3 protein-coding genes are annotated in these 4,241 nt (G+C 60.4%); all 3 read left to right on the forward strand.

The annotated features are described in order from the left end of the window. Window positions 1–332: 332 nt before the first annotated feature. Window positions 333–1,520, forward strand: a complete 1,188-nt coding sequence (dprA, locus tag VIW95_RS14285; protein ID WP_414645297.1) for a DNA-processing protein DprA — start codon at window positions 333–335, stop codon at window positions 1,518–1,520. A 91-nt stretch (window positions 1,521–1,611) separates the two neighbouring features. Further along, window positions 1,612–3,927 carry a type I DNA topoisomerase gene (topA, locus tag VIW95_RS14290; RefSeq protein WP_331587682.1) on the forward strand — a complete coding sequence of 772 codons (2,316 nt, stop codon included), beginning with the start codon at window positions 1,612–1,614 and terminating at the stop codon, window positions 3,925–3,927. A 25-nt stretch (window positions 3,928–3,952) separates the two neighbouring features. Next, window positions 3,953–4,241: hypothetical protein (locus tag VIW95_RS14295; protein WP_331587684.1), on the forward strand; the 289-nt coding region annotated here is incomplete at its 3' end.

Raw genomic sequence — 4,241 nt, forward strand, 5'->3', positions numbered from 1 at the left:
GTCCGCCGCGGACATTCCCGTGAAATTCATCGTTCCTAGTGATGCGCTCAATACCCAAATCCTCCCGTCAGCCGCAAGCACAGGCGGCCAATTGGCTAATAGTAGCAGATAAGACGGTTGCGCGTAACTTATGCGATTCATTCCGCAGGGTCAATAAAACGGACCCGCCGCATCAGCGCAAATTGGCCCTCTTTAGGTACGCCGCACCGACAGCAAAGGTTGCGACTCGTCTCTTCCCCTCTCCCAGAATGGGAGAGGATCAAAGGTGAGCAACTGTATTGAAGGACGACAAGGTTGCGAATCCTCGCCGTTGAGAACAACTTATTGTTTGTATGCCTTCACCAGACGTTTACTGGCTCGCATTGAGACGGGTTCATGGAGTAGGTCCGCGAACCTGCAAGCTGCTGATCGAAAAGTTCGGCACGCCGGAAAAAATATTTCAGCTCAGTCCCGACGCGATCGCCGCGGCCGGGGTCCCGCGCAACACCGCATCCAGTATCGCCGAGTTCCGCGACTTCGAGCCGCTCGAGAAGGAGTTGTGCGAGCTGCCGAACATCGGCGCGCGCCTGGTCAAGTGGAGCGACGCCGACTATCCGCCCAACTTGCGCCAGATTGCCGACCCGCCGCCGTTCCTGTTCGTGCGCGGCACAGCGTCGTTGACTGACAGCAATTGCATCGCGATCGTCGGCGCGCGCGCGGCCAGCGATATCGGGCGGCGGATGGCGCAGAGGCTCGGGCTCGAGCTCGCGGCCAAGGGTTTCACCGTCGTGAGCGGCTTGGCGCGCGGAATCGACGGCGAGGCCCATCAGGGAGCGCTCGACGCGCATGGCAAGACGCTCGCGGTACTCGGATGCGGCGTCGACGTTATCTACCCCGGTGAGCATCGCAAGCTGGCTGAGGCGATTATCAAGGGCGGCGGCGCGCTCATCAGTGAACTGCCGATCGGAATGCAGCCGCTGGCCGAGAATTTCCCGACTCGCAATAGAATCCTGTCGGGACTCTGCCTCGGCGTCGTGATCGTCGAGGCGGCCGAGAAGAGTGGATCGCTGATCACAGCGCGGATGGCGCTCGAGCAGGATCGCCAGGTGTTCGCCGTTCCCGGCAGTCCGCTCAGCGGCAAGACTCGCGGCAGCAATCGCCTGCTGAAAGAGGGCGCGAAGCTGGTCGAATGCGTCGAGGACGTAATCGAGGAGCTCGCACCTCAGATGGTCGGCAGACCGCAAGCGATGGAAAAGGCCGCCCGGATTGAACAAGTTCCTGCGCCGCCAACGTCTAGTTCAAGTGCAGTGGCAGAAGTAGCGCACTTGCCCCAAGCGTCCATAGATGCCAAGACTCCTGAAGGACCCGTTGACAGTACTATAACTATCTTAAATAATCTAAAAGATTCTGAAAGACTCCATGTTGACTCGATCATCGAGTCCTCCGGGCTAAATGCCCAAACCGTGCTTAGGTTACTTTTGGAACTGGAACTCGAAGGTCGCGTCACCCAGCATCCCGGCAAGCTTTTCTCGCTTGCATAAGTCTGGCAGGGTGTAAGCCCTGTAGCATCGGGGATTTTGGCTGGCGCGAAACCTGCGTTGGGGAACGGGGGCCTTGGAGGCGCCTAAATCGGTGGCAAAAAATCTCGTAATCGTCGAATCGCCCGCAAAGGCGAAAACCATCAAGCGCTATCTCGGTAGCGACTACCAGGTCATGCCCTCGGTCGGCCATGTCGTGGACCTGCCCAAGAGCAAGCTCGGGGTCGATATCGAGCACAATTTCGCGCCCGATTTCGTCACCATCAAGGGCAAAGAGAAGGTCCTCAGCGAGATCAAGGCCGCGGCGAAGGGCAAGGATAACGTCTATCTCGCCAGCGACCCCGACCGCGAAGGCGAGGCTATCGCGTGGCATATCTCCGAGCATCTCGGTAAGACCAGGTCCAAGGTCAGCCGCGTCCTGTTGCATGAAATCACGTCCGCCGCGGTCAAAGAGGCGGTCGCCAATCCCTCGAAGCTCGATCACAACCTGTTTGACGCTTACCAGGCGCGCCGAGTGCTCGATCGGCTGGTGGGATACAAGCTCAGCCCGCTGCTCTGGGACAAGGTCAAGCGCGGCATCAGCGCCGGACGGGTGCAATCCGTCGCACTCAGGATAATCGTCGATCGCGAACGCGAGCGCGAGGCATTCCGCGCCGAAGAATACTGGACCCTCGACGCGCGCCTCACTGGAAAAAATCCACCGCCGTTCAAGGCGCGGCTTTACAGCTACAAAGACGACCGTATCGACAACAAGGCGTACAAGCTGCCCGAGGCGCAGGCCCGGGAGATCATCGCGGCCGTTGAGGCGGCGCCCTTCAAGGTCAAAAGCGTCGAGCGCAAGGAAGTCCGCCGCAGTCCTGCGCCGCCGTTCATCACGTCGCGCCTTCAGCAGGAGGCGTCGCGCAAGCTTTACTATCAGCCGCGCCGCACGATGCAGATTGCGCAGAAGCTGTATGAGGGCGTCGAGTTGGGCGAGGAGGGCGCGGTCGGCCTTATCACTTACATGCGTACCGATTCGCCGCGCGTGTCGGACCAGGCGCTCGAGTCCGTCCGCAACCACATCGGTGCACGCTACGGAAAAGAGTACATTCCCGACCAGCCGAACTTTTACAAATCCGGCAAGCAGTCGCAGGGCGCGCACGAAGCGATTCGCCCGACTGCCGTCGAGCGCGACCCCGAGTCGATCGCGCGCTTCCTCGACAAGGACATGCTCGCGCTCTACACGCTTATCTACAATCGCTTCGTCTCGAGCCAGATGATGCCCGCCGTGTACGACCGAACCACCGTGGACATCGAATCGGCTGACGCGATTTTTCGCGCGACCGGCCAGGTGATGAAGTTCGACGGTTTCATGCGCGTGTATATCGAGGGCCAGGACGAGCCCGAGGACGAAGAGGGCACGCTGCCGATGCTTGACGAAGGCGATACGCTGAAACTGCTCGGGCTGGATCCAGAGCAACACTTCACGCAGCCGCCTCCACGCTACACGCAGGCCACACTCATCAAGGTGCTCGAAGAGCAGGGCGTCGGCCGTCCCTCCACCTATGTCTCGATCATGAACAGCCTCAACCGCGAGTACGTCGAAGAGGACGAGAGCAAGCGGATGCGTCCGACATCGCTCGGGCGGGTCGTCAACGACATGCTGGTCAAGGCGTTCCCCGACATTCTCGAATCCAGCTTCACCGCGCAGTTCGAAGAGGACCTCGACAAAGTTGAAGAGGGCGCCGAGAACTGGGTTAAGACGATGAAGCGCTTCTACGGCCCGTTCGCGAAGGACCTGGCCGATGCGAAAAAGAAAATGCCCGAGGTCAAGCACAAGGGGCTGGCCACCGACCTCAAATGCGAGCTCGACGGCGGCGACATGGTGATCAAATGGGGGCGCAACGGCGAGTTCCTCGCCTGCTCGAACTACCCCAAATGCACCAACACCGGCGAGATCGCGCGCGACGACCAGGGCACCGTCACGATGAAGGCGCCGTCCGCGCCGGTGCCCTCGGACGAAGTTTGCGAAAAATGCGGCAAGCCGATGGTTAAGCGCCGCTCACGCTTCGGCGAATTCCTCGGATGCTCAGGATATCCGGACTGCGACGGAATCAAGCGCCTGCAATCCGACCCGGTGAAGACCGGCGTCGCGTGCCCGGAATGCAAAGAAGGCGAAATCCTCGAGCGGCGCAGCCGCCGCGGCAAAATTTTCTTCGGATGCGGCCGTTATCCGAAATGTAAGTTCGCAGCCTGGAACAAAGTCGTCCTGCAGCCGTGCCCGTCATGCGGCGCGAACTACATGGTCGAGAAAGACCTGAAGCGCACCGGCATCACCTGGCAATGCGCCAACAAGGAATGCGGCTACAAAGCTCCCGCGCCGGTCGTCGCGCAAATCGAGCCGGCGCCAGCCTCGACGCCGCCCGCGTAGCGCCTCGCCTTCTGCTGTTTTCACCGTGCCGGATCTCTGCAAATCCGCCGCATCAGTGGGGCGGGCCGCCTTGCCCGCCATCTTGATTTTGACGTTGACCGCAGGATTCGCCGCGACCGCCCGCGCCGAGCCTCCCGTCGTGACCCCTCATCAAGAGGAAACCATGCAGCCCTACGTCGCTCGCGTCTACTTCGATGCGAAGGCAAAAGACGGCAGCGACGCCTATTTCGAGATCCTGAAAAACGACAAACGCGTCTTCATGCAAAAAGCAAAAGGCAAGGGCGAGAAATTTTTCATCGGCACGATGTACAAGG

Source organism: Binatus sp. (SeqCode), from assembly GCF_036522015.1.
Taxonomy (GTDB): Bacteria; Desulfobacterota; Binatia; order Binatales; family Binataceae; genus Binatus.